The sequence below is a fragment of the Pelomonas sp. Root405 genome, from assembly GCF_001425165.1.
Lineage (GTDB): Bacteria > Pseudomonadota > Gammaproteobacteria > Burkholderiales > Burkholderiaceae_C > Pelomonas.
On sequence record NZ_LMDU01000015.1, the window covers coordinates 68,106 to 88,182 of the forward strand.

The 20,077-nt window shown below is 68.5% G+C and carries 21 protein-coding genes; 5 read left to right on the top strand and 16 right to left on the bottom strand.

All coding sequences use genetic code 11. From position 1 onward, the window contains the following. Positions 1-15: 15 nt before the first annotated feature. Together ASC81_RS21900 and ASC81_RS21905 are read left to right on the top strand one after the other, a co-directional pair. Positions 16-1,821, top strand: coding sequence for a DUF885 family protein (locus ASC81_RS21900; RefSeq protein WP_235533740.1), 1,806 nt, complete (start codon positions 16-18; stop codon positions 1,819-1,821). Continuing rightward, positions 1,818-2,729: a peptidase gene (locus tag ASC81_RS21905; RefSeq protein ID WP_056272522.1), complete on the top strand. Its 912-nt coding sequence runs from the start codon at positions 1,818-1,820 to the stop codon at positions 2,727-2,729. Before ASC81_RS21900 ends, ASC81_RS21905 begins: the two co-directional genes overlap by 4 nt. Here ASC81_RS21905 and ASC81_RS21910 read toward each other — a convergent pair. Next, positions 2,726-3,472 (bottom strand): Nif3-like dinuclear metal center hexameric protein, encoded by a 747-nt coding sequence (locus ASC81_RS21910; protein WP_056272086.1) that lies wholly within the window; start codon positions 3,470-3,472, stop codon positions 2,726-2,728. The genes ASC81_RS21905 and ASC81_RS21910 overlap by 4 nt on opposite strands. A 17-nt stretch (positions 3,473-3,489) precedes the next feature. Here ASC81_RS21910 and ASC81_RS21915 point away from each other — a divergent pair, with 17 nt between their 5' ends. Continuing rightward, a complete protein-coding gene (locus ASC81_RS21915; protein WP_082536745.1) occupies positions 3,490-4,665 on the top strand; it encodes a S1C family serine protease in 1,176 nt (391 codons plus the stop codon). On the opposite strand, the gene tatC is transcribed toward ASC81_RS21915, so the two are convergent. The 12 genes from tatC to argB all read right to left on the bottom strand — a co-directional run bounded on the left by tatC (position 4,653) and on the right by argB (position 11,644). After that, positions 4,653-5,453: a twin-arginine translocase subunit TatC gene (tatC, locus tag ASC81_RS21920; RefSeq protein WP_056272092.1), complete on the bottom strand. Its 801-nt coding sequence runs from the start codon at positions 5,451-5,453 to the stop codon at positions 4,653-4,655. The two genes, ASC81_RS21915 and tatC, sit on opposite strands and share 13 nt — an antisense overlap. Continuing rightward, on the bottom strand, positions 5,450-5,926 hold the full coding sequence (gene tatB / locus ASC81_RS21925) for a Sec-independent protein translocase protein TatB (RefSeq protein ID WP_056272095.1): 477 nt from the start codon (positions 5,924-5,926) through the stop codon (positions 5,450-5,452). Before tatB ends, tatC begins: the two co-directional genes overlap by 4 nt. Before the next feature lie 15 nt (positions 5,927-5,941). Next, the gene (gene tatA, locus ASC81_RS21930; RefSeq protein ID WP_056272098.1) at positions 5,942-6,184 is read right to left on the bottom strand and encodes a Sec-independent protein translocase subunit TatA; all 243 of its coding nucleotides are present in this window, start codon (positions 6,182-6,184) and stop codon (positions 5,942-5,944) included. Positions 6,185-6,304: 120 nt separating this feature from the next. Continuing rightward, positions 6,305-6,652, bottom strand: a complete 348-nt coding sequence (locus tag ASC81_RS21935; RefSeq protein WP_056272101.1) for a histidine triad nucleotide-binding protein — start codon at positions 6,650-6,652, stop codon at positions 6,305-6,307. Then, complete coding sequence (locus ASC81_RS21940) at positions 6,649-6,975, bottom strand: phosphoribosyl-ATP diphosphatase (protein WP_056272104.1); 327 nt, start codon at positions 6,973-6,975, stop codon at positions 6,649-6,651. The genes ASC81_RS21935 and ASC81_RS21940 overlap by 4 nt, the downstream gene beginning before the upstream one ends. Beyond that, positions 6,968-7,357 (bottom strand): phosphoribosyl-AMP cyclohydrolase, encoded by a 390-nt coding sequence (gene hisI / locus ASC81_RS21945; protein WP_056272105.1) that lies wholly within the window; start codon positions 7,355-7,357, stop codon positions 6,968-6,970. The genes ASC81_RS21940 and hisI overlap by 8 nt, the downstream gene beginning before the upstream one ends. 4 nt (positions 7,358-7,361) lie before the next feature. After that, positions 7,362-7,787, bottom strand: a complete 426-nt coding sequence (locus tag ASC81_RS21950) for an NUDIX domain-containing protein (protein WP_056272108.1) — start codon at positions 7,785-7,787, stop codon at positions 7,362-7,364. Then, positions 7,784-8,650: an ATP-binding protein gene (locus ASC81_RS21955; RefSeq protein WP_056272110.1), complete on the bottom strand. Its 867-nt coding sequence runs from the start codon at positions 8,648-8,650 to the stop codon at positions 7,784-7,786. The genes ASC81_RS21950 and ASC81_RS21955 overlap by 4 nt, the downstream gene beginning before the upstream one ends. 13 nt (positions 8,651-8,663) lie before the next feature. Then, positions 8,664-9,287: a nucleoid occlusion factor SlmA gene (gene slmA / locus ASC81_RS21960; RefSeq protein ID WP_056272112.1), complete on the bottom strand. Its 624-nt coding sequence runs from the start codon at positions 9,285-9,287 to the stop codon at positions 8,664-8,666. Between the two features lie 10 nt (positions 9,288-9,297). Next, positions 9,298-9,984, bottom strand: coding sequence for a response regulator transcription factor (locus ASC81_RS21965; RefSeq protein ID WP_056272115.1), 687 nt, complete (start codon positions 9,982-9,984; stop codon positions 9,298-9,300). A gap of 77 nt (positions 9,985-10,061) precedes the next feature. Continuing rightward, positions 10,062-10,742, bottom strand: a complete 681-nt coding sequence (locus tag ASC81_RS21970; protein ID WP_056272118.1) for a pyrimidine 5'-nucleotidase — start codon at positions 10,740-10,742, stop codon at positions 10,062-10,064. Then, positions 10,739-11,644 (bottom strand): acetylglutamate kinase, encoded by a 906-nt coding sequence (gene argB / locus ASC81_RS21975; protein WP_056272121.1) that lies wholly within the window; start codon positions 11,642-11,644, stop codon positions 10,739-10,741. Before argB ends, ASC81_RS21970 begins: the two co-directional genes overlap by 4 nt. An 89-nt stretch (positions 11,645-11,733) precedes the next feature. On the opposite strand from argB, the gene ASC81_RS21980 reads away from it, so the two are divergent. Both ASC81_RS21980 and dtd read left to right on the top strand, forming a co-directional pair. After that, positions 11,734-12,627: a cation diffusion facilitator family transporter gene (locus ASC81_RS21980; RefSeq protein ID WP_056272123.1), complete on the top strand. Its 894-nt coding sequence runs from the start codon at positions 11,734-11,736 to the stop codon at positions 12,625-12,627. Beyond that, a complete protein-coding gene (gene dtd, locus ASC81_RS21985; RefSeq protein ID WP_056272125.1) occupies positions 12,624-13,064 on the top strand; it encodes a D-aminoacyl-tRNA deacylase in 441 nt (146 codons plus the stop codon). Before ASC81_RS21980 ends, dtd begins: the two co-directional genes overlap by 4 nt. On the opposite strand, the gene ASC81_RS21990 is transcribed toward dtd, so the two are convergent. From ASC81_RS21990 to ASC81_RS27405, 3 genes are read right to left on the bottom strand one after another with little or no spacing between them, the layout of a single operon-like run. After that, positions 13,061-16,357, bottom strand: a complete 3,297-nt coding sequence (locus tag ASC81_RS21990) for a hypothetical protein (RefSeq protein ID WP_056272127.1) — start codon at positions 16,355-16,357, stop codon at positions 13,061-13,063. The two genes, dtd and ASC81_RS21990, sit on opposite strands and share 4 nt — an antisense overlap. Beyond that, positions 16,354-17,088, bottom strand: coding sequence for a phospholipase (locus ASC81_RS21995; protein ID WP_156392352.1), 735 nt, complete (start codon positions 17,086-17,088; stop codon positions 16,354-16,356). Before ASC81_RS21995 ends, ASC81_RS21990 begins: the two co-directional genes overlap by 4 nt. After that, entirely contained in the window at positions 17,085-20,054 is a 2,970-nt protein-coding gene (locus tag ASC81_RS27405) for a hypothetical protein (RefSeq protein WP_056272132.1), read from the bottom strand. Before ASC81_RS27405 ends, ASC81_RS21995 begins: the two co-directional genes overlap by 4 nt. Between the last annotated feature and the right edge of the window lie 23 nt (positions 20,055-20,077).

Genomic DNA, 20,077 nt, shown 5'->3' on the forward strand with positions numbered 1-20,077 from the left:
GCCATGGAGACTCTCTTGCGCATCACCCTTGCTGCCGCCCTGATCGCGGGCCTGCATATTTCCACGCCCGCCGCCGCTCAGCCGGCGCCCAGGCCCGCGGCCAATGCCGCTGCCGCTGCCGACGCCTCGGTCAAGGCGCGCCAGGCCTTGCAGGCTCTGTTCGACGAAGCCTGGGACAGCGAGGCTCGCGCGGCGCCCGAACGGGCCACGCTGCGTGGCGACCTGCGCTTCAACGACAAGCTCAGCGATCGCTCAGCCGCCGGCCTCGCCGACCGTGACGCGTTCGCACGCGACATGCTCAAGCGCGCCCAAGGCTTTGACGTGAGCGCGCTGAGCGACACCGACCGCGTGTCGCTGGCCCTCTTCATCAACCGCTACCAGCAAGATGTCGCCATGCAGGGCTTTGCCGGCTGGCGCACGCTGACGCTGGGCACTCTCTCGGGCGCGCAATCGGCGCTTGCAGGCTTTGCGCGCAACGTGCCGGTCAACAACGAGACGCAAGTGAAGCAGTGGCTGGCACGCCTGGCCGCCTATCCCGCCCGGGTGGACCAGGAGATCGCCATCCTGCGCCAGGGCCTGGCGCTCGGTTGGGTCACGTCCAAACCGGTGCTGGCCCGCGCCATCGCGCAAGTCGAGGGCCAACTGCCCGATGACGTCACGAAGAGCCCGGTCTACGAACCCTTCAACCGCATGACGGTGGATACCGGCGTCAAGGCCAATTACCAGGCGCAGGGCCAGGCGGCGTTGCGCGAGGTCTTCTACCCGGCCCAACGCAAGCTGCTCGCCGTACTGAAGGACGAACTGGCACCCAAGGCGCCCGACAGCGGCTCGCTTTCCGGCTATCCCGGCGGTGACAAGGTCTACGAAGCGTTGATCCAGCGCAATGTGACCCTGCCACTCGCGGCCGGCGACATCCACACCACCGGCTTGCGCGAAGTCGCGCGACTGCGTGGCGAGATGGAAAAGGTCAAGGTCGAGGCAGGCTTTGATGGCGACCTGGCGGCCTTTAAGAAGTTTCTCTACAGCGAGGCTCGGTTCTTCAACCAGAACGCTGAAGAACTGCTCGATGGCTACCGCGCCATCGCCAAGCGCATCGACCCCGAACTGCCCAAGCTGTTTGCCCAGTTGCCGCGTTCGCCCTATGGCATCCGCGGCATGCCCGCCTATACCGGCGAGGGCGCGGCCGACAACTACAACGGTCCATCGCTGGACAGCACGACGCCCGGCTGGTTCAACGCCAATGCGATCGCCTTCAAGCGCCGGCCCAAGTGGGCGATGGAAACGCTGGTGGCGCATGAAACCGTGCCCGGCCACCACCTGCAGATCTCGCGCCAGGTGGAGCTCGGCGAGTTGCCCAAATTCCGGCGTCAGTCGCAGTACTCGGTCTTCAGCGAAGGCTGGGCCCTGTATGCCGAAACGCTGGGCCCGCAGCTCGGCCTGTTCCGCGACCCCTACACACGCTTCGGCCACCTGCAGGCGCAGATGTTCCGCGCTGCCCGCCTGGTCGTCGACACCGGCCTGCATGCCCTCGGCTGGAGCCGCGACAAGGCCATCGCCTACATGATCGAGCAGACCGGCCATGACTCGGTCTTCATGACGGCCGAGGTCGACCGCTACTACGCGCAGCCCGGCCAGGCGCTGAGCTACATGATGGGCGCGCTGAAAATCAAGGAGTTGCGCGCCCGGGCAGAAGGCATGCTGGGCGGCAAGTTCGACCAGCGCCGTTTCCACAATGCCCTCATCGACGAGGGCGCCATGCCGCTGCCACTGCTGGAGCAGCGCATCACCGCATGGATCGCCAGCGAGAGGGCCAGGCCATGAGCTACTCAATCGGCACAGCCGGGCAGCCCTGGGGCCCCGCCGAGGTGCGGGCTTGGCGCGGGCGCCTGGTCAAGCACCGCAGCTATGCGCAGGACGTGCTGGCCGCCATAGCGCCCATGCGCGAAGGCTTCGATGTCAGCGAGTACGGCGTCATCGAGTACGAGTCCGAGCGGTTCCCACTGCTCGCCATCTGCAGCCGCGGCTGGAACGACACGTTGCCCGTCATCGTCGTGACCGGTGGCGTGCATGGCTACGAAACCAGCGGTGTGCACGGCGCTCTCCAGTACGTACAGCGGCACGGCCTTGAATTGGCGGGCCGCGCCGACCTGCTGGTGGCCGCTTGCGTCAGCCCCTGGGCCTACGAGCGGGTGCAACGCTGGAACTTCGATGCACTCGACCCCAACCGCAACTTCCGCGCGGGCAGCCCGGTCGGCGAGTCTGCCGCCCTGGTGGCCCTGCTTGCGCCGCTGCGCGGGCGGGTGCTGCTGCACATCGACCTGCACGAGACGACCGACTCGGACGAATCGGAGTTCCGGCCGGCCCTGGCCGCGCGCGACGGTGAGCCCTTCGAGCCCGGAACCATCCCCGATGGCTTCTACCTCGTCGACGACGCCGAACATCCACAGCCCGAATTCCAGCGCGCCGTCATTGACGCAGTCGCCCGGGTCACCCACATCGCGCCGGCAGATGACGACGGGCGGATCACCGGCTGCACGTTGCAGTCACCCGGCGTGATCGCCTTGGCTGTCGCGCGGCGCCACCTGTGCGCGGCCATCACCGGCGCGCGCTTCAGCACGACCACCGAGGTCTACCCCGACAGCGCGCGCACGACGCCACAGCAGTGCATCGACGCCCAGGTGGCCGCCGTGCAGGCAGCAATCAGCTACGCCCTTGCACACGCCGGCTAGGCCGGGTTGTCGACGTCGATGAACTGCCAGCTCAGCCCCAGGTCCTGAGCCACCCACGCGCCCACGCCCTGCACGCCATAGCGTTCGGTCGCATGGTGGCCGGCCGCAACGAAGGCCACGCCGGTCTCGCGGGCGTAGTGGGCCTGGGGCTCCGAGATCTCACCCGTGATGAAGACGTCGGCGCCGGCCGCTATCGCCGACTCGAAGTAGCCCTGCGCGCCGCCACTGCACCAGGCAACGCGCCGCAGCGGGCGGCCGTCGCCAGACACCACCGTGACCTCCCGGTCCAGCACGTCACGCAGTTGGCCGGTCAGCGTGTCCAGGCTGGTCGGCTCGACGGCGGCGCTGAATCCCAGGTCCTGCTCCCCGAAGCGGGCATCCGCCGTCCAGCCCAGGCGCGCGCCCAGCTGCGCGTTGTTGCCCAGCGTCGGGTGGGCGTCCAGCGGCAGGTGGTAGGCAAAGAGGTTGATGTCATGCTGGATCAAGCGGGCCAGGCGCTGCTTCATCCAGCCGGTCACGCGACCGTCCTGACCGCGCCAGAACAGGCCGTGGTGCACGAGGATGGCGTCGGCCCTGGCCGCGATGGCGGCGTCGATCAACGCGAGGCTGGCAGTGACCCCGCAGACGAGATGGCCGACCTCGGCGCGCCCCTCGACCTGCAGACCGTTCGGCCCATAATCCTTGAACCGTGCGGGCTCCAGCAACTGGGTGAGGCTGAGTTCCAGCGCAGCGCGATCGGTCATGGCTTGATGGGGATGTGGTGTTGAAACGGCTCTGGCTGATTTTCGCGCAGGCGGTCACGGTCGCCCTGGCGGTGCTTTTCGTCATCTCGACACTCAAGCCGCAATGGCTGCAGCGGCCCCGCCAGCCGGACGCCACCATCGCCCAAACCGCGCGCCAGATCGCCCTGCCGCCCTCGCCGGCCGCCTCGGTCGTGCGCGCCGGCTTTGCGCAGGCGGCGCGCGTGGCGTCGCCCGCCGTGGTCAGCATCACCGCCAGCAAGGCGCCGTCACGGGCGGGCCGCGCCCATGAACCGCTGTTTGGCTTCCCCGGTTTCCCCTTCGGCCAGCGCCAGCCCCGCGGCAGCCCTCAGCTCGGCCTCGGCTCGGGCGTCATCATCTCGGCCGACGGCGTGCTGCTGACCAACAACCATGTCGTCGAGGGCGCCTCCGACATCGAGGTCATGCTCAGCGACGGCCGCCAGGCCCAGGCCAAGCTGATCGGCACCGACCCGGAGACCGACGTCGCGGTGCTGAAGATTGACCTGCCCGACCTGCCCACCATCGCGTTGGGCGACGCGGCCAGCCTGCAGGTCGGCGACGTGGTGCTGGCCATCGGCAACCCCTTCAACGTCGGCCAGACCGTGACCTCGGGCATCGTCTCGGCGCTGGGGCGCAATCAGCTCGGCATCAACACCTTCGAGAACTTCATCCAGACCGACGCGGCCATCAACCCGGGCAATTCGGGCGGCGCGCTGGTCGACGCCGACGGGCGACTGGTGGGCATCAACACGGCCATCTTCTCGCGCAGCGGCGGGTCGCTGGGCATCGGTTTCGCTATCCCCGTCGACGTGGCCCGACAGGTGGCGTCATCGCTACTGCAGGACGGTGTCGTCGCGCGCGGCTGGATCGGCGTGCAGACGCGTGAGCTGACGCCCGAGCTGGCCGACGCGCTGAAGCTCGGCGACGCCAAGGGCGTGCTGATCGGCGGTGTCGTCAACGATGCGCCGGCGGCCCAGGCCGGCATCCGGCCCGGCGATGTGCTGACCCGCATCGGCGAGCGGACGGTGGCGACGCCCGCGGAACTGCTGGCCAGCGTGGCAGCGCTCAAGCCCGGCGCTCAGGTCGATGTGGGCGTGCAGCGCGCGGGCAAGCCGATGACCTTCCAACTGGCCGTGACCCAGCGGCCCAAGCCGCAGCGCGATCAGGACGACTGATCCGTCGCCTGCTCGGTCTCGTCGGGCGCCTTGGTGTGGCGCACGAAGTAGGTCGCCGCAAACAGCCCCACCTCGTAGAGCAGGCACATCGGGATGGCCAGCGCCAGTTGCGAGACGACATCGGGCGGCGTGATGACGGCCGCGATGACAAAGGCGACAACGATGAAATAGCCGCGCCACTCGCGCAGCTTCTCGACAGACACGATGCCCATGCGCGCCAGCACGACGACGACGACAGGCACCTCGAAGGCCGCGCCGAAGGCGATGAACATGTTCATGACGAAGCCGAGGTAGGCCTCGATGTCAGGCGCGGCCGTGATGCTCTTGGGCGCAAAGCTCTGGATGAAGGCGAAGACCTGGCCGAAGACGAAGAAATAGCAGAACGCCACGCCCGCGAAGAACAGCAGCGTGCTGGACAGCACCAGCGGCACGACGAGACGTTTCTCGTGCGAGTAGAGACCCGGGGCGACGAAGGCCCAGGCTTGGTAGAGCACCACCGGCAGCGCCATCATGAAGCCGGCGAGCATGGTGATCTTGATGGGCACGAAAAACGGTGCGATGACGTTGGTGGCGATCATCGTCGTGCCGGCCGGCAGGTGGGCCACCAGCGGGGCGGCGAGCAAATCGTAGAGCGCGCCCGGGCCGGGATAGAAGGCCAGCGCGCCAAAGCAGACGGCCACGGCGATGAAGGCGCGCAGCAGCCGATCGCGCAATTCCATCAGGTGGGCGACGAAGGGCTGTTCTGTACCGGCCAGTTCGTCGTGGTCGGGTTTCTGGAAAGAGCTCATCGATGAATGCCCGGAGGCCTGAATCTGGCCACGCGAGCCGCGCCGGACTGGGTATGTCGCTTCACACCCGCCTTCTGCTTGAACCACATCGGCGTGGCACCGCGCTTGAGGCGCCAGTTCTTCTTGGGATGCCGGTACTCGGGCGGCGGCGCCGCGAGCGAGGTCGATTCGTAGGATGAATCACTCGTCACGTCGCGCCAGGACTGGTCGAAGGCCTGGGTGGCCGAATCCACTTCCTGCCGCACGCTCTGCTCGACGTCCTGCACCGCGCTCTGGAACTGGGTCTTCATCTTCTGAAGCTCCTCCAGCTCGATGGAACGGTTGACTTCGGCCTTCACGTCGGACACATAGCGCTGCGCCTTGCCGAGCAGCGTCCCCACCGTGCGCGCCACACGCGGCAGCTTCTCGGGGCCGATGACGATCAGGGCCACCGCGCCGATCAGCGCGATCTTGTCGAAACCAAAATCAAGCACTCGTCAGGCTCGACATCAGGACTTGGTCTTGGCGTCGACGTCAACCGTGTTCGGGTCGTTGACCTTGTGGGCGGTGACTTGCTGGGGCGGCGTGGCGGGCGTCGTTTCCGACGTGGTGCCACCGTCCTTGATGCCATCCTTGAAACCCTTGACGGCGCCCCCCAGATCCTTGCCGATGTTGGTGAGCTTCTTGGTGCCAAAGACGAGGACGATGATCAGCAGCACGATCAACCAATGCCAGATGCTGAATGAACCCATGATGTTTCTCCGGTGAGGACTGTCTGGAATTCTAGGTGAGGCCCTTGTGCGCGCCGACTCCCATTCGGGGAGCCGCGTCAAAAGCGCTCCTAGTGCGCAGGCACTATGTGTGGTCCCGGCTCAGCCTTTCAACCAGGGGCGGGGGCCGCCCATCACGTGCAGATGCAAATGATGGACTTCCTGGCCGCCGTCGTGGCCGGTGTTGATGACATGGCGGAAACCATTTGTCACCCCCAACTCCCTCATCAGCCGCGGGCCGAGGGCCGCCATGCGACCCAGCAGCGGCGCCTCGGTCTCGGTCACCTCGGCCATGGACGCGATGTGGCGCTTGGGGATGATGAGGACGTGCACCGGCGCCCACGGATGGATGTCGTGGAAGGCGAGCAGTTCCTCGTCTTCGTAGACCTTCTTGCTCGGGATCTGGCCGGCGACGATCTTGCAGAAGAGGCAGTTCGGGTCAGCGCTCATGGCTGGTTTCCTCGTTGGGCGAATTCAGTCAGGCCCGACAGGCCTTCACGGCGTGCAAGCTCGGCCAGCACGTCCTCAGGCTTCAGGTCGAAATGGGCCAAAGCGACCATGCTGTGGAACCACAGGTCGGCCACTTCATAGACCACTTTCTGCGGGTCGCCGTCCTTGGCGGCCATGACCGTCTCGGTGGCTTCCTCACCGACCTTCTTCAAGATCGCATCCAAGCCCTTGTCGAAGAGCTTGGCGACATAACTGGTCGAAGGATCGGCACCCTTGCGGGATTCGATGGCCGCGCCGACGCGGCGGAGGATGTCGTCACTCATAGATCTTGTTGGGGTCTTTCAGCACGGGCTCGGTGATGCCCCAGACGCCGTTCTCCAGCTTCTGGAAAAAGCAGCTGTGGCGGCCAGTATGGCAAGCGATGCCTGGATCATGGCCGAGTTGCGTGACGGTCAGCAGCACCACGTCGTTGTCACAGTCCATGCGGATGGCATGCACCTGCTGGAAGTGGCCGCTCTCCTCGCCCTTGTGCCAGAGCTTGGCGCGCGAACGGCTCCAGTAGACAGCCTGGCCGCGCTCCGCCGTCAGCGCCAAAGCGTCGCGGTTCATCCACGCAAACATCAGCACGTCGCCCGTGCCCTGCTCCTGGGCGATGACGGGCACCAGGCCCTTGTCGTCCCACTTCACTTCGTCAAGCCAACTCATGTTTTCAATCCAGGTGAGTGGGGCCGACGTATTCACGTTCTTCGGCGAACCACTTCAGCACGGGAATGGTGCCCGGCAACACGGGGACGACCTGCACCGGCAGGTTGGCCCAGGCCATCTGCTGGCCTTCCAGCATCTGGAATTCACCCTGCCAGTCGAACACCTTGCAGAAGTTCAGGCGTACGCGCGCATGGGGATAGTCCATGACCAGCGTCTGCCACGGATGAGCCGCACCGATCTGCACACCAAGCTCCTCGCGCAGTTCGCGGGCCAGCGCCTGCTCGACGCTTTCGCCGGCCTCGACCTTGCCGCCCGGAAACTCCCAGTAGCCGGCGTAGACCTTGCCCTCGGGGCGCGATGTCAGCAGGAACTGGCCGTCAGGTGCAACGAGAACGCCGACGGCGACTTCAGTGATTTCGCGCTCGGTCATTCGGCGCGCCCCGCCATGTCACGTGCGAACTGGTAGGCCACCCGGCCCGAGCGGGAGCCGCGCTCCAGCGCCCAGATCAGCGCCTGCTGTCGAGCGCCGGCTATGGCCCCGTCATCCAGCCCGAAGTGCCGCAGCCACTGCGCCACGATGGCCAGGTACTCGTTCTGACTGAAGGGGTAGAAGCTGATCCACAGCCCGAAGCGCTCCGACAGCGAAATCTTTTCCTCCACGGCCTCGCCAGGGTGGATCTCCCCATGCTCGCCGTGCGAGCCCGCCAGGTTGTCGACCATTTTTTCGGGCAGCAGGTGGCGGCGGTTGCTGGTGGCGTAGATCAGCACGTTGTCGCCGGCGGCGGCCACCGAGCCGTCGAGCACGCTCTTCAACGCCTTGTAGCTGGCCTCACCTTCGTCGAAGCTCAAGTCATCGCAGAAAACAACGAAGCGCTCCGGCCGCGCAGCGACCTGCTCGACCAGGTCCGGCAGGTCGACGAGGTCGGCTTTGTCGACCTCGATGAGGCGCAGGCCCTGGCCAGCAAACTCGTTGAGCACGGCCTTGATCAGCGAGCTTTTCCCCGTGCCCTTGGCGCCCGTCAGCAGCACGTTGTTGGCCGGCCGACCGGCGACGAACTGGGCCGTGTTGCGCAGCAGCCTCTCCTTCTGCGGTTCCACCTCCTGCAGGTCCGACAGGCGAATGCGGCTGACGGCACGCACCGGCTCCAGCACGAGGGCACCATGGCGGCGGCGGGCGCGGAATGCGGTCGACGCAGCCCAATCGGGCGGCGTGGCGGCATGGGGCAGCACGGCTTCAAGCCGGGTCAGCAGGCCCTCGGCGCGGGCGAGAAAGGATTCCAGAGCGGCAGACATGCCGCCAGTGTAGTTAGCCGATGCTTCTCAGAGAGGCTTCCAACTGCTCCGTCGGCAGCCGCTTGAACCCTGAGCGTGCATAGCGCTGCAGCCGGCCGATGATGAAGCTGACCCAGACCGACGCCTGGGCGTTGGCCTGCACCGTCGGCGTCATCGAACCTTGAGCCTCAGCCGCCGTGCGCAGCACTTGGCGCAGCGACGACTCGATGCGGTCGAAGAACTGGTTCATGCGTGCCACCAGCCGCTCGTTCTCGTAGACCAGCGCATCGCCCACCATGACACGCGCCATGCCGGGGTTCTTTTCTCCGAACTGCAGGATGACGCTGGCGATGCGCGCGGCCTTGCCGGGCAATGGCAACGGAAGCGGCGAGTCCGCGATCTGGTTGACCAAGCCGAAGACGCTGCCTTCGATGAAGTCGATCAGCGCCTCGAACATCTGCGCCTTGCTGGCGAAGTGGCGGTAGAGCGCCGCCTCGCTGACATCCAGCCTGGCCGCCAGCGCCGCCGTCGTGATGCGGTCGGCGCCGGGTTGCTCCAGCATGCCGGCCAGCACCTGCAGGATCTGTGTGCGGCGCTCGCCCGGCTTGGGGCGTTTCCTGGGAGCGGTGCTGTCGTCAGGCGGGGCGGCGGCGTCCATGCGGCGGATGCTAATCGCGCAGCCAGCCGAGGCGGCGTGCCTCGTAGATCGCCTCGACCTTGGAGCGCACGTGCAGCTTGCGATAGACGCGCTTCACATAGGTCATCACCGTGTGCGGCGACACCTGCATGAACTGCGCGATCTCGTCGAAGGTGAAGCCCTTGGCAGCCAGATGCAGCACCCGCGACTCCTGCTCGGACAGGGCGACCACTTCCTCGTCCGCCATCGTCGCGGCCATGGCTTCCGGCGAAGGGCCGGTGGAACCTTGCGCGCCGGGCGCCAGACGAACCAGCAGGCGGCGGGCAATGATGGGGCTGATAGGGCTGCCACCGGCCCGCAGGGAGCGCAGTTGGCCGGGCAGGTCCAGCGCCAGGCTGTCCTTGAGCAGATAGCCGGTGGCGCCGGCCTCGATGCTGGCCACCACATGCTGCTCGTCACCGAACACCGAGATCACCATGACCTCGCACTGCGGCCGCGTTTGGGCCGCATGGCGGATCAGCTCGATGCCGCTGCCGCCGGGCAGGTCCAGGTCGACCAGCAGCACGTCGGGCTGCAGTTGATCGAACATGCGCCGGCCCTGGGGCAGGTCGGGCGCAATGCCCAGCAGCTCGATATCGGGCACATTGCCCAGCGCATGCGTGAACGCGTCGCGGAAGCGAGCTTGGTCTTCGACGATCAGGACCGAGAACGGGGACATGGACTCTGTGGACTTTCCAAACGCGAGGAAGTCGTATTGTCGGGCGAGGATAACCCCTTGCCTCCCGCCGCCTTCCTTCAGAAATGGGGAGAGCGTAACAAGGCCGCCAAGGACCGCACGCGCCGGCTCACATAGACGGGCCGCCGGTGCAGGCCCGCCGCACCCGCACCGCGCAGCCAGCGCTGCATCCAGACGGTTCGCAGGCCCAGGCCGCGGGCGGTCTTCTGGTGCACCAGCGTGTCCTCGACAAGGATGCAGCGCCGCGCCGGCACGCCGAGGCGGGCCAGCACGATGCGGAACATGCGCGCATCCGGCTTGGGGCGAGACTGGCCGAAGCAGCTCATGTCCTCGATGCAAACCAGGCCTTCGAAGACGTCGCGCAGGCCCAGCTTGGCCAGCACGCGCTCCGCATAGACGCGCGGCGCATTGGTCATCAGGAACTTGCGGCCCGGCAGCCGGCGCAGCGCCGCCAGGTCATGCGCATGGCCGTGCAGATGGGCGTCCAGCCCCGGCAGCAGATGCGTCTCGTGCAGGAAGTGCGCCGCTTTGACGCCATGGTGGCGTTGCAACCCGGTCAGCGTGGCCCCATAGCGCAACCAGTAGCGGTGGCGCAGCGCCACAGCCTCGTCCTCGGGCAGCCCGAGGTGGGTGACGATGTAGGCCGTCATCGACGCGTTCAATTCCTTGAACGCCCGGTGCGAGGCGTTGTGCAGCGTGTCGTCGAGGTCGAACAGCCAGACCTGGTCGCGGGGGTTCACCGGGAGGAAATCATCGTGCCATACGCCTGGTCCGTCAGCACTTCCAGCAGCATGGAGTGCGGCACCCGGCCGTCGATGATGTGGACGGCGTTGACGCCGCTCTTGGCCGCGTCGATGGCACCGGCGATCTTGGGGATCATGCCGCCGCTGATCGTGCCGTCGGCCACCAGTTCGTCGATGCGGCGTGGGGTCAGCTCGGTCAGCAGCTCGCCGTTCTTGTCCAGCACGCCGCGGATGTTCGTCAGCATCAGCAGCTTCTCGGCCTGCAGCACGGTGGCCAGCTTGGCGGCCACGACGTCGGCATTGATGTTGTAGCTCTCGTTGTGCTCGCCGAAGCCGATAGGACTGACGACCGGGATGAACTGGTCATCCTGCAGCGCCTTCACGACGCTGGGGTCGATGGCGACGATGTCTCCGACCTGGCCGACGTCGTGCTCCTTGGCCGGGTCGTCCTTGTCCATCATCTTGAGCTTCTTGGCGCGGATCATGCCGCCGTCGCGCCCCGTCAGGCCCACGGCCTTGCCACCGGCGGCATTGATAAGTCCGACGATGTCCTGCTGCACCTGGCCGGCCAGCACCCATTCGACGACTTCCATGGTCTCCTCGTCGGTGACGCGCATGCCCTGCACGAACTCACCCTTCTTGCCCAGGCGGCTCAGGGCGCCCTCGATCTGCGGCCCGCCGCCGTGCACGACGATGGGGTTCAGGCCGACCAGCTTCAGCAACACCACGTCCTCGGCGAAGTCCTGCTGCAGGGCCGGGTCGGTCATCGCATTGCCGCCGTATTTGATGACGATGGTCTTGCCGTGGAACTTGCGGATATAGGGCAAGGCCTGCGAAAGGATCTCGGCCTTCTCGCGCGGCGCGATGTGGGAGACGTCGGTGGTGTGGGGGGTGGTCATGCGCGGGCTCCGAGGGAATGCGCGGCATTCTAGGAAGAGCCGGCCCTCCTCGGGTCGATAGACGGCGCGCACCCCTGGAGAATGGCGCCATGCAGGCCCGCTCCTACCTCAAGCTCTCCGTCGCGACCGCTGTCGTGACGATTGCGCTGAAGACGGCCGCCTGGTGGTGGACCGGCTCGGTCAGCCTGGCGGCCGATGCACTGGAGTCGCTCGTCAATCTGGCCGGCGCGGTCTTCGCGCTCGCGATGGTGACGCTCGCTGCCCAGCCGGCGGACGACAACCACCCCTACGGCCACCACAAGGCCGAGTACTTCTCCAGCGGCTTCGAGGGCATCCTCATCATCGCGGCGGCACTGGGCATCCTGTGGGGCGCGGTGGACCGCTGGCGCCACCCGCAGCCGCTTGAAGCCCTCGGCCTGGGCGTGTCCCTGACCATCATCAGTTCAGTGCTGAACGGCGCGCTGGCCTGGGCCATGTTGCGCAAGGCGCGGGAAGTGCGGTCGGTTGCGCTGGAAGGTGACGCGCGGCACCTGATCACCGACGTCTGGACCTCGGCGGGCGTCGTCGCCGGCCTGATCGGCGTCATCGCGACGGGCTGGCAGTGGCTGGACCCGCTGCTGGCCGGCCTCGTCGCGTTGAACATCCTGCGCGAAGGCGTGCACCTGCTTCGCAAGTCCACCGGCGGGCTGATGGACGAGGCACTGGACGCCGAATCGCTGGCCAACGTGCAGGCGGTGCTGGACAGCCATGGCCAGCCACAGACGGTGCGCTTCGACCACGTCTTCAGCCGCGTGGCCGGCCAGCGTCGCTTTGTGGACCTGCACATGCATGTACCGGCGCGCTGGACGCTGAGCCGCGCTGCCGCCGTGCGCGGCGAGGTCGAAGAAGCGCTGATGCGTGCGGTGCCCGGATTGCGGGTCAGCATCCAGCTGCTGCCCATGGATGTGGAGCCCCACATGCTGGATGAGGAGGACTTGGTGTGATCGCGGTGTTGCAAAGGGTGCGCGAGGCGCGCGTGGAAGTGGGTGGCGAGGTCATCGGCGCCATCGGCCCGGGCCTGTTGATGCTGATCTGCGCCGAGCCGGCCGACACCGTGGCGACGGCCGAAAAGCTCATCGCCAAAGTGCTGAAGCTGCGCATCTTCAGCGACGCCGCCGGGAAGATGAACCGCAGCCTGCAGGACGTGGGTGGCGGCCTGCTCATCGTCAGCCAGTTCACGCTGGCGGCGGACGTCAGCGCCGGCAACCGGCCCAGCTTCACCGGCGCGGCGCCGGCTGAAGCAGGCCGGCGGCTCTACGAGCACACGCTGGCGTTCGCGCGCCAGCAGCACCCGGTGGTCGCGAGCGGCGAGTTCGGCGCGGACATGCAGGTGCACCTGGTCAACGACGGGCCAGTCACCATCCCGATGCGAATGGCCTAACCCAGCTCGATGGTCCAGCGGCAAACGCTGCCCGGCGCGGGTCGGTCCAGAGCCAGGGCGCCCAGGCGATAGGCATGCGCGCGCCGGGTGGCAACCAGTTCGGCGCCCGCGTCATCCAGCACGCGCACCACGCCTTGCCCGCGCGGGCCGACGCGGTAGGTCAGCTCCAGGCGCAGGTCGGCCAGCATCAGCTGCACCCTCAGTCCATCCAGCACCTCGGGCATGACGGGGTCGACGACCAGGGCGCCCTGCTCCAGCCGCAGGCCGAGCAAGGACGTGATGACGAGCCCGAGCGCGATGCCGGGGCCGCTGGAATAGATGCGCCAACCACCGTCCAGCGCGACGTCACCCGCCAGCGCGCGGCCGTATTCGGCCTGGGCGACATAACGGTCCGCAAACGCGGCGTCGGAGCTGGAGTAGTAGCAGTTGGCCTGGCGCCGGCTGGCGCTGGGTACGCGGTCGCCCAGCGCAACCGGGTGGGCCAGCGTGAGCGCATGCAGGAAGGCCTCGGCCTGGCCGAGATGGGCCAGCATCTGCGCGTAACGCAGATGGGCATGCATGTACATGATGCCGATCTCGCGGCCGAAGAAGGCGCTGGTTTCGGCGCGCTGGAACAACTGCGACGGCCCGCCGCGATAGGGCAGCGGCGCATCGAACAGCCGCGCGCCGTCGGGGCCCTTGAGATGCTGCTCGATCAGCGCGGCCTGCAACGCCGCCTGCTCGGGCGTGAACAGCTCGTCGATGACGGCATGCATCATCGGCAGCAGGCTGTAGCGCAGCCCCGTGCGCGTGTCGCGCGGATGAATCCACAACTCGCGCTCGCCCTGTTCAGGGAAAAGCGCATAGCCCGCCACCACATCGTCCTGCACCAGCAGGCGGTGGAACTCGGCGCGCACGCCCACGGCCTCGGCCGCCAGCGCGGCGGCTTCGTCGGCGCGGCCGATCTGCGTGAACGCCGTCGCGAGCGTGTGCAGCATCTGGTGGTGCAAGGTGACCGTCCAGGCACTGCACAGGCGCTCGCGCAGTGCCCGGTCGGCCGGTTGCAGCGAGTCGTTCCAGTCGCCATGCCAGTAGGCCGCCAGGCCGGTGCCGGGCACCACGCGCTGGCGGATCAGCGCGAGTGCACGCTCCACATGCGCCGCCAAGGGCGCCGCCTCACCGCCGTGGAAGGGGGCCACCTCGTCGAGCAGGCCGACATCGCCGCTGGCGACGAGGTACTGCGCCAGACCTAGCAGCGGCCAGAAGACGATGTCGCCATGCGAATCGCCCGCGCGGATGCCGGCCTCGCGCTCGAAGAACATGAACCACTGCGGCCAGTCGCCGTCGGGGTTCTGGGCGCTGAAGACTCGCAGAAGCAAATCGCGCACCGGCGCGGTCTGGCCCAGGGCCAGCAGCATTTCCAGCGGCCCCTGGCAGACGTCGCGCGTGCCCCAGCCGCCGCCGGAATACTGCTCCAGCCCGCGCGGCGACAGGTAGTGCACCAGCGCGTTGTGGGCATACCAGGGCAGGATGTCGCGCAGCTGCGCGAGCGCAGGATGCGCCAGCTGCCATTGCGGCAGCACAAGCGCCTGCGGTGCGGGCGGCGCGGCGGTGACGAGCTCGCCGCGCAAGGTCAGTGCGAAGGCCGCCGCCGGCGCGAAGTCCAGGCACAGCAGCGGCTCGCCGCGGCTCACGCCGTCGTCGTACAGCCGGCCGTCGTCGCCAACTATTGATACGCCGGGTGCGCCGATGACCAGGGCGCCGTCGGGGAAGCGTTCGGCCAGCTCGCTGCCCTCGGGCGGCGTGATGCGCAGGCGGTCGCCACTGTGCGCCCAGGCCGGCCTGGGCGCCGTGGCGCCGTCGTCACCGCCGAGTGCCAGGTTGAGGCAGGCGCGAAGGCGCAGCGGGCCGCCCTGCAGCACGTTGACCACGAGGCTCATCGCATCCGGCGCGGCACCGGCTTCGGCCAGCACTTCGATCACGCCGCCATCATGCGCATACAACCAGCGGCAGCGCTGCGGCCGAATCTCGAAGGCCGACGGCAGGCCGAGCAGCTGCCAGTCGCCGCCCTCGGCTTGCATGAAGAGCCGCAGGCCGGCGGTGCGGAACAGGCCGAGCAGGCTGCGCTGAGTCGACAGCAGGCGATTGATGCTGACGTGACCCTGGGTCAGCATCGAATGGAAGACGCCGCCCATCCAGCAGGTGGACGTCAGCGCACCCTCGTCGGGCACGAGGTGGTCGCCACTGCGCAGGATGTGGCCGTGCGGGCGTTGCACGACCAACTCCTTGGCGCGCAGCACGACGTGGCTGGCGTCGTCGGTGAAGAAGCTCAGCAGCCGGCCGTCCTGCCATTCCTCGTGGCGTCGCTCGCCGGCAAAAAGCTGGCGGCGGGCCTCGGCGCCGAGGTCGTGGCTGGCGAGCAAAGGCGCGCTGGCGAACAGGCTCGGCGCGGGCGCATGGCCGGGCTCATCGAGCGGCTCCGAGGGCTCGGCCTCGGGCAGCGCCAGCAGAGCCGGCAGGCGCGACAGATCGGGGTCGCTGCTCGCCTCGGGGTGGTGCGCCTGCATCGACAGGAAGAACCCCGCCGCCGCGCGTCCGCCGGGCGCGAGCGTGATGGTCTCGTCCTGAAGCGCGACGAGAGCATGCTCGCGCTGCAGACGCTGGCTGGGCAGGCCGGCCAGCAGTGCCGGCGCCGTGGCGCCTTCACGGGCGGCATGTCCCCAGACCTGGACCGCGTCTGTCGCAAACGCCTCGGAACGGCGCAGCGAACCGGCCAGCAACCAGGGGTGCTGGCCGTCCTGCGCCTGGTTCTGGCGTGCCGCCAGCAGCACACCGCCGTCGGCGTCGTACAACGGCTGCAGGTCGATGTAGTGGCTGACGTAGAACTCGTTGGTACGCACGGCGCCGTAGCTGGCCAGACCGACGTCCTGCACGAGGACGGGCGCGATGTCGCAGGCCGCGCCGCTGCGGTTCTCGGCCTGCAGATGCCAGAACAGCGTCGCCTCGTTGGCGGCCAGGCGCAGTTGCAGTCGCAGCGCCAGGCCGTCCCAGTCGCCGCGCATCTCAAAGGCGCCTTCCGCGGCATGCACGCTCAGCGGCGACCGCGGGCCGAGCAGCGGCGCGACCCGCCAGCCGCCACCGGCATCACGCCCGTCCCGACGACGGAGCCAGACATTGGCCGGCCCGCCTTCCAGTTCGTTGCCGGGGAAGAGATTGAGCATCAATGCCGGCCCGCACATCAGCCGGCGCAGCGCGCCGTGGGACAGCAGCTCGGCCTGCAGGCCTGCGGCGTTGCTCAGGATGTGAAGGCTCATGCTCGTTTCTGTGCCAACAGCCAGGGAATCAGTTCAGGGTCTTGGTAGGCCGGGGTCCAGGAGTCGTGGCCGACGCCGGGGTAGACGGTCAGTGACGCCGTGCCGCCGGCCGCCTTCAGGGCTTCGACGCAGGCCACGTGCGGCGCCAGCGGCACGGCGCGGTCCTGGTCGCCGTGATAGCCGCGCACCGGCACGCCCCGCATGGCGGCGACCTTGCCCGGGTCGCCGAAGCCGCAGACCGGCGCGATGGCCGCCAGGTCGCGCGGGTAGGTGGTGGCCCAGTGCCACATGCCGTAGCCGCCGAGGCTCAGGCCCGTGCCGAGGCAGCGTTGCGCGTCGATGTGCAGCTGGGCCTGCAGCCCGCCCAGCAGCTTGTGCAGGCGCTCGGGGTCCCAGCGCACGCCGTCCTCGAGCTGCGGGCTCACGATGATGAGCTGCTGGTTGACACCGCGCGCCACCCAGGACGGCGGGCCGTGGACCTTGACCTTCTCCAGGTCGGTGCCGCGCTCGCCGGAGCCGTGCAGGAAGATCAGCAGCGGCCAGCGCTGCCGACGCTGCGTGTACGCCGACGGCAGTGACACCCACATGCGTTCACCTCCCAGCGCCCACGGGCGCTGCTCGCCGGCAGCCAGGCCGTTGGGGGGCGTGGGCGGCAGTGCCGCGCAGGCGCTCAACAGCGGTGCAGCGAGGGCGGGCGTCGTCAACAGCAGTTGGCGGCGGTTCATCGTCATGGTGTGGGCTCCAGTTGGATCGTCGTGGCGCCTGCCGGCAGCGGCAGCTCGCGGCCCTGCCAGGTCAGCCGCTGGGTTGTGACTTCGGTTGTAGCGTTAGGCAGTGTGCCGCCTCCTGGCCAGGCCAGGCGCAAGTCACCGGGCAGGCGTTCGGGCCGGCGGTCGATGTGCAGCGTCCAGCCGCCGTCGGCGCGCTTGAGCAAGCGGTAGTCCAGCCGGCCCCAGGCGGTGGACAAGCCGGTCACGCCGATGTCCCCGGCACTGCGCCAAGCCGGGGACAGGCCGGCGCCCAGCACGAGGCTACCGGTCGACTCACGCTCATAAGCCAGCAGGTCCAGCGCCGCGCGCAGGTAGTCCGATGAGATCCAGGCATGCGGCATGTCGCCGAGGAAGCGCGGCTCGCGTGCATCGGGCAGCACCACCTCGGCCCACTGGTTCCAGCCCGCCGGCCGCTGGTGGGTGAAGAACCAGGCCAGCAGGCGGTGCGCGTCATCGACGCGGCCCAGGCGCGCCAGGGCGCTGACATTGCGCAGCTCGTAAGGCGTGTAGTCCTTCCAGGCCTTGCTGCCCTTGATGCGCGCATCGGCCTCGGCGACGTAGCGGTCAAAGGTACCGCGCAGCAGCGCGGCCGGCAGCTTGTCCTCGGCCTGGGCGGGGTTCAGCGCCATCGTCGTGGAGGTCGCGTCGAAGTCGCCGCGGTCGGCGGCGCCGGCAATGTGGTCCAGCTTGAAGTGCTGGGCCGTCGCAGTGATGGACGCACCCAGGTCGGCCTCGAACTCGTCGCGCGACACGGCCCAGCGGACGGCGCTGGCCGTGTCACCCAGTGCCTGCGCGATCTGCACGGCGTCCTTGTAGCCACGCAGCGCCCAGAAGTCGTCCCAGTAGGAATAGGCGGGCTTGTCGCTGTAGCCCTCGTGGCTGATGGAGGGCGGCATCAGGCCCTTGAAGCGCGGATCGGCGCCGGGCTTGCGTTCGCTCAACCGCAGGCTTTCCATCCACGCGACGACGCGCTGGACATGAGGCCAGTGGCGCTCCAGCAGCGCGCGGTCCTGGCTGTGGCGCCACAGCTCGGCGACGGAAAAAAGGTACTGCCCGTGGCTGTCGTTCTCGACGACCGGGTCGGCGCCTCGCTGGTCCACGCAGCAGGGCACCTTGCCGGACTCGAAGATGTAGCCGGCATACCAGTCGACGAACTCGCGCGCCGCCTGCGCCTCGCCCATGCGCACCAGGCCGGCCACCATCATGGCGCCGTCGCGCACCCAGGAGCGGGCGTATGAGCGTGTGCCCGGGCGCAGCGCCGGACCCTCGCGCGACATCAGCATCTGCGCCAGCGCGCTGCGCATGGTGTCGGCGATGAGCTGGGCCTGCGGCGGCAGGCGCAGTTCGAGCGTGCCGAGGCGCTCACGCCAGTGCGCGGCGGCGACGGCGAGCCGGGTATCGAGGGCCGTGGCGTCGCCGCCCGTGACCCAGCCGAGGGTGCGCGCCTGCCCGGGCGCTAACTCGACGTCAAAGCGCATCAGCGCCGACGGCAGCTGTTCGGCGTCGGTCATCTGGGTCAGCGGCGGCGCTTGCAGCAGCGATGCGAGGCCGGGGCCGGCGCTCCACGGTGTGGCGCGCACTTCAGCGGGCGTCTCGCGTGGCTTGACGGCCAGCCCGGCAGCGCTGAGCTGGCCGTCGGCCCAGGCCAACGCGGGCAGCAGACTGATGCCGCCGGGCGTCGACAAAAACTGCTGCGGCGGGTTGACCTGCCAGGGCCGCAATGCCAGCAACAGCGAGTAGCGTTGCGGCCGGCTCGTCGGGTTGCGCAGCGTGTAGCGAGCCAGCAGCTGCGGCGCCTTGGCCGTGCCGTCAGCGCCGGCCTCGATGCGCAGCTCCACGTCGGCGTGCCTCCACTGCACGACCGGCAGGGCCTGCTCGACAAGGCTGTGCTCAGTGCGCACCTGCGCCCAGGTGACGACGCGGCCATCGGCCAGTCGCACAGCGGGCTCGATGCTCGGCCCACCACGTGTCAGTTCGATGGCCCCATCCTCGCTGACCAGGCCAGAGCGCTGTGCGCCGCCGTCGACGCCAACGACGGTCCAGTAGTTCTGCTCGCCGATGAAGGCGCGCGGCAGCTCGCCGCGCGGCAGCGACTTGGCGACCTCGGCGACGGCGGCGTTGCGGTCGGGCCAGTGCGCGGCGTCGCGCAGTTCGACGTCGGGCGGCTTCTTGCCCTCGTAGCTCAGGCGCAGCCAGCGCCATTCCTGCTCGCCGAGGAAGAGCGCGCGGCCGGGGCGGCTGGACAGCAGCTTCCAGCGCCGGTTGTCGTCTGACACCTCGACGCGCGTGGCCGCGCCGATGGCGAACCACAGGCCGTTGAACTCGCGCAGGCGCTGGAAGTCCAGCGTCAGCTCGCCGCCGCCGAGCTTGCGGCGCGGCTCAGGCCAGGTCTTGGGCGCCGGTTCGCGCGGCTGCAGCTCCAGCCGGCCAACGCACAGCTCCCCCGCGCCGCCGCCGCCCTGCTGGCCGGCGACGACGACGAACTCGATGAACTGGCTGCGCGCGAGGCTGCGGTTCTCGGTCGGGCCCCACGCGAAGGCGACGTGGCGGCGCTTGAAGGTCGTTTCCGTCAACGTGTCGGGCAAGGGCATTGCCGGGCGGTTGATCCACCAGACGTTGTCGCCGCTCGCGTCGACGAACTTGATCTGGACGTCGTTGGCCTTGCCGCTGCCCTTGAGCTGCGTCGTCAGCGCAAAGTCGGCAGGCCAGTCCAGCGGCAGTTCGCGGCGCAGCACGGCGTAGCCGGAGACGCCGGAGAAGTCGTAATCGAGGCAGAGGCTGTCGTCACGCACGTCGCGGCGGACGGTCACCTTGACCTGGTCGGAGGCGCTGGCCTTCCAGAGGGCGGCGTCCTTCATGTCGTCGAGGACGGCGGCGTTTGCCAGTTGCATCGCGCAAAACGCCAGCGCGAAGAGAAGCTGCTTCATGCAACGACGTCCTTGCGCCACCC

Bases quoted from the DNA above. Each gene is read 5' to 3' on its own strand.
- ASC81_RS21905 (WP_056272522.1), top strand. From the start codon at position 1,818: ATGAGCTACTCAATCGGCACAGCCGGGCAGCCCTGGGGCCCCGCCGAG.
- ASC81_RS21910 (WP_056272086.1), bottom strand. From the start codon at position 3,472: ATGACCGATCGCGCTGCGCTGGAACTCAGCCTCACCCAGTTGCTGGAG.
- tatC (WP_056272092.1), bottom strand. From the start codon at position 5,453: ATGAGCTCTTTCCAGAAACCCGACCACGACGAACTGGCCGGTACAGAA.
- tatA (WP_056272098.1), bottom strand. From the start codon at position 6,184: ATGGGTTCATTCAGCATCTGGCATTGGTTGATCGTGCTGCTGATCATC.
- ASC81_RS21935 (WP_056272101.1), bottom strand. From the start codon at position 6,652: ATGAGCGCTGACCCGAACTGCCTCTTCTGCAAGATCGTCGCCGGCCAG.
- ASC81_RS21940 (WP_056272104.1), bottom strand. From the start codon at position 6,975: ATGAGTGACGACATCCTCCGCCGCGTCGGCGCGGCCATCGAATCCCGC.
- hisI (WP_056272105.1), bottom strand. From the start codon at position 7,357: ATGAGTTGGCTTGACGAAGTGAAGTGGGACGACAAGGGCCTGGTGCCC.
- ASC81_RS21950 (WP_056272108.1), bottom strand. From the start codon at position 7,787: ATGACCGAGCGCGAAATCACTGAAGTCGCCGTCGGCGTTCTCGTTGCA.
- ASC81_RS21955 (WP_056272110.1), bottom strand. From the start codon at position 8,650: ATGTCTGCCGCTCTGGAATCCTTTCTCGCCCGCGCCGAGGGCCTGCTG.
- slmA (WP_056272112.1), bottom strand. From the start codon at position 9,287: ATGGACGCCGCCGCCCCGCCTGACGACAGCACCGCTCCCAGGAAACGC.
- ASC81_RS21965 (WP_056272115.1), bottom strand. From the start codon at position 9,984: ATGTCCCCGTTCTCGGTCCTGATCGTCGAAGACCAAGCTCGCTTCCGC.
- argB (WP_056272121.1), bottom strand. From the start codon at position 11,644: ATGACCACCCCCCACACCACCGACGTCTCCCACATCGCGCCGCGCGAG.
- ASC81_RS21980 (WP_056272123.1), top strand. From the start codon at position 11,734: ATGCAGGCCCGCTCCTACCTCAAGCTCTCCGTCGCGACCGCTGTCGTG.
- ASC81_RS21990 (WP_056272127.1), bottom strand. From the start codon at position 16,357: ATGAGCCTTCACATCCTGAGCAACGCCGCAGGCCTGCAGGCCGAGCTG.
- ASC81_RS21995 (WP_156392352.1), bottom strand. From the start codon at position 17,088: ATGACGATGAACCGCCGCCAACTGCTGTTGACGACGCCCGCCCTCGCT.
- ASC81_RS27405 (WP_056272132.1), bottom strand. From the start codon at position 20,054: ATGAAGCAGCTTCTCTTCGCGCTGGCGTTTTGCGCGATGCAACTGGCA.